Here is a 3,839-nt window from a genome sequence, read left to right as displayed (position 1 = left end):
AGCTAAGACCCCCCAGTTTTGACATCATCCCTACGCTTTCGCCACTTCATCAGTGATTCATTTGCATTCGTCTCCTTAACTCTCACCTGATATAGTCTTGCTATACCTTTTCCTTAACGCTCACCACATGGACTCTTTACCCATGCAGCTTAAGATGGTTTGTAACCTATGCCTAAGTCATCGGTTACTAGGGGCCTTCCCTAATCTCTTGTACAGCATCTTTAACCCGCCGTTGGCTTGTCGAAGTTCGTGGCGCACCTTAGTCTGCATAACCAACCCTCTGAAACCTCTCTCTCTACTTAGTTCGAGGGGTTTTTATGAAGTACGGGGCCGCATAAGGAGTCTCTTGAAAGCGTATTATAAAATCCTTCTCCTCGCCTTTTTTCTAGCTCTCCCTTATCTAAATAAGATAGTTATTAGTTTAAGGGCTAGAAAAGAGAAGTTTTACTGGACTCTCCCGGTACTTCTTGCACATATTTAGGGACCGCATAACCCGATAGATTAGCAGTCAGATAACGGATAAATTCACAACCTTGCTCTCGCTCTACCTCAAAATGGGCAGTCCCTTTTACTCGGTCTAGCTGATGCATATAATAAGGTAAAATCCCGTGATCTACCAATTTTTCACAGAGTAGTTTTTGAGTTTCCTTATCATCGTTAACGCCTTTTAAAAGCACGCACTGATTAAGAACAGGAATGCCTAAACATTGCACATTTTTAAGTTTTAAAAGAACTTCCTCATCTAGCTCGCGGGGATGATTGACATGGACCACAAACCAAATTTGCACACGACGGACTCTTAAGATATCTAAAAACTCTTGATCAATCCTTTCCGGAATTCCGATAGGAAAACGAGTATGAAATCGAACACGGCGCAGATGAGAAATCGAATCTAGTTGATCTAAAAGATTGCTTAATGTTCTATTTTCCAGCGATAAAGGATCTCCTCCACTTAAGATAATTTCCTTAAGAGATAAGTCTGCTCGAATAAGCTCCAATTCGTTAGCAAAGCTAGTTTTTTTGCTATCGTACTCAAAATTTTGGCGAAAGCAATATCTACAATGCATCGCACAAGCACTTGTGCAGACTAAAAGAGCACGGCCTTTATATTTTTGCAAAAGTTTAGTTTCCTTTCGAAATAATTGATCCTGGACGGGGTCTATTTGGAAGCCTGTAGCTTCCAGCTTTTCATCTAAGACAGGAAGAAATTGCTTAAGAATAGGATCATCTAAACTCTCTTTAGTAATTTTTTGAGCAAGGCGGAGGGGTAAATTTAATTTAAATGAAGGATTTTTTAATATTTGCTCACCTTGCTCAGGAGAAAGCTCTAAAAAGTCTACTAATTGATTCCAATTTGTGAAGTTGCTGCGTTGTATTTGACGCCATAAAGCTGGAGAATTCTGCATTTTACCTAATAAAAAAATTAGTTACCTTAAAACTAACAGTTTGTAAATATTTTTTGAAAGCCACGTTAACAAAGGGTTTATTTTCTTACAAAATTACTAACATACTGACAAGTTTTTTTATATAAAACAAGAAAAGAAAGGTTCTTACCTTTCCTGTGGCTCTTTTTAGCCTAGCGCTCATCCCATAACTAGGTATAAAAAATATTATGACAAGTAGATCGAAACGATGAATATCTTGGGTAGAGAAGACAACCTAATTACCTGATGTCTATCACAAATTTCTTAATAACCTGAATGTTGAGTTTATCAGTTTATCGCTCAGAAGGATAAATAATCTTAATGACAAAAGACCTCTACATGGTTTAAAAATATTTGCTTCTTAACGAATATTTAACCACGAGGGGTCAAAAATGTGTTTAGTAGAATTATACTGTAATATCGATGATTTTTGGAAATCTTTTAGCAAAGAATGGGATTAACATCTCATTGCCTCATCTAAAACAAAACGTGGTCCTAAGCCTGAATTGTCAGTCCCAGAGATGATGACGATCGTCATTTTATTTCACCAGTCGAATTATAGGAACTTCAAGCATTTTTACCACCATGTTAATACCCATATGCGCCAAGAATTTCCTAAGCTTGTTAGTTATAGCCGCTTCGTTTATTTAAAGAAAATCATATTTGTGCCTTTATATGCTTATCTTTATAGCTTAAGAGGAATACCTACAGGAATTGCGTTCATTGATTCTACCTCTATTGACGTTTGCCATAATAAAAGAATTACAAGAAATAAGGTTTTCAAAGGTTTAGCTAAAAGAGGAAAAACTACCTCGGGCTGGTTTTACGGTTTCAAACTTCACTTGATTATCAATGAAAAGGGAGAGGTTCTATCTTTTCAACTCCCTCCTGGCAATGTTTCCGATGTTTCTATCGTTGATATCTTGTCAAAAGACCTGATGGGAAAGCTGTTTGGCGACAAAGGATATCTTTCCTCTCAATTAAGACAAAAGCTTATTAATCGCGGTTTAGAGCTATTGACAAGCATACGATCGAATATGAAACAGAAGTTAATGTCTTTTCAAGACAAAATTCTGCTAAGAAAAAGATCTATAATCGAAACTGTAAACGATCAATTAAAAAATATCTATCAAATCGAACATACTCGTCATAGGAGCATAGGGAATTTTCTAGTCAACATGTTGGCAGGAATAGCAGCTTATTGCCACCCACCAAAAAAGCCTTCTATGAGATTTTCTGGTCAAGAAACGAGTTTTTTGATTGCAGCTTAAAAAACTCAAAACTCAGGTTAATAAAAAACTCTTTTTGTTCACGGTTTTTCTTTTCATCCGGTGGTTCCTAAGATAGGCAAAAAATCATGCCCGCCTAATAGATAGCTTTCCTAGGAGGCTTAATAAAAGTAAGTGTATCTTCAGCCAACCAGGATAAACATAAGCTGAAGCATTAAAACTTTAATAGACTTAGCGGCTTTATTGCGCAAATGATCTAATAGCTCGTCTGTTTAAGATATAGCCTTATATTAGATCTTATTCCCTGTGTCAGTACCCATTGTCCTTGTGAGACATTTCCAAGCTTTGCGATCTTATTCATAGCCGAATATCTATCTTGTTCCCCTGCTCGCTGATAACCTACTTTTCTAAAACTAAAAACTCTCCCCTCAAGCTTTTTTTTGAAGCCATCCCCCGCCGTTTTCAGTAAGTGATCCTCTATGATAGCCGCAAAGTTTCTTCTAAAGCTGCCTACCCTCATCGTCTTCTCCACCCCCTTTAGCTTTTAAAGCCTCGCTATTCTTGTATCTCTTAAGCTTGTCTGTCTCTTGGCTTTACTCTTCCTCCCATTCTTGGAGGGCTGGAGGATCTATATCCTGTCTATAATATGATTGGTAGAAAGCATGTCTATCATAAGCGCGGTCTCCCTCAGCAGTCTTGACTTTCTTTGGTAGCTTAGAGGATCATTGGGTTGGCTACTGAATCATCTACTTTATTGCTTGCTTAAAAATAATCTTTCCTACGAATACGGACAAATGGCTAGGTGAATCTTTCTCCAAATTCTCCATTTGTCCTTCTTATGCTGTGGCCTTTTTTACTCTCCTTTGCTATAAACCTTTCCCTCACAAGAATCAAAAGCTATGTCTGTTAAATACTTCTGGCTTAAATTTTCCAAGCTCTTCAGCCCTTAGGCAAAGAGGGGCATATAAGAAACAAGGAGCTCCAAAGCTAGCAAAGCAATCAGATACTTCATCTTTTGCTAAATATTAGGACTAGCTACCTAAAAACCAACTTAAAAAAATGGCTAGATTTCTTAAAGCTTCTTCTGCCCTATGATTGATCATAGAAACAGCATAATCTTTTATGTAATTATGAAAATGTTCAAGTTACTTTAAAAATCTATGGCAGAACTTCTCTAGCTTTTTAG

1 protein-coding gene and 1 pseudogene are annotated in these 3,839 nt (G+C 37.2%); one reads left to right on the top strand and one right to left on the bottom strand.

Translation table 11 applies throughout. The features are described from left to right. Nucleotides 1–428 precede the first annotated feature (428 nt). Nucleotides 429–1,406, bottom strand: a complete 978-nt coding sequence (locus tag DB41_RS00790) for a KamA family radical SAM protein (RefSeq protein ID WP_039383315.1) — start codon at nt 1,404–1,406, stop codon at nt 429–431. A 410-nt stretch (nt 1,407–1,816) separates the two neighbouring features. On the opposite strand from DB41_RS00790, the pseudogene DB41_RS00785 reads away from it, so the two are divergent. Beyond that, nucleotides 1,817–2,695, top strand: a pseudogene (locus tag DB41_RS00785) (IS982 family transposase). Nucleotides 2,696–3,839: the final 1,144 nt, after the last annotated feature.

It is taken from the genome of Neochlamydia sp. TUME1 (assembly GCF_000813645.1).
Classification (GTDB): Bacteria; Chlamydiota; Chlamydiia; order Chlamydiales; family Parachlamydiaceae; genus Neochlamydia.
Note: the sequence above shows the minus strand (reverse complement) of the source record. Positions and strands in the feature narration are given on the sequence as shown.

Coding starts and splice junctions, on each gene's coding strand:
- DB41_RS00790 (WP_039383315.1), bottom strand. CDS start 1,406: ATGCAGAATTCTCCAGCTTTATGGCGTCAAATACAACGCAGCAACTTC.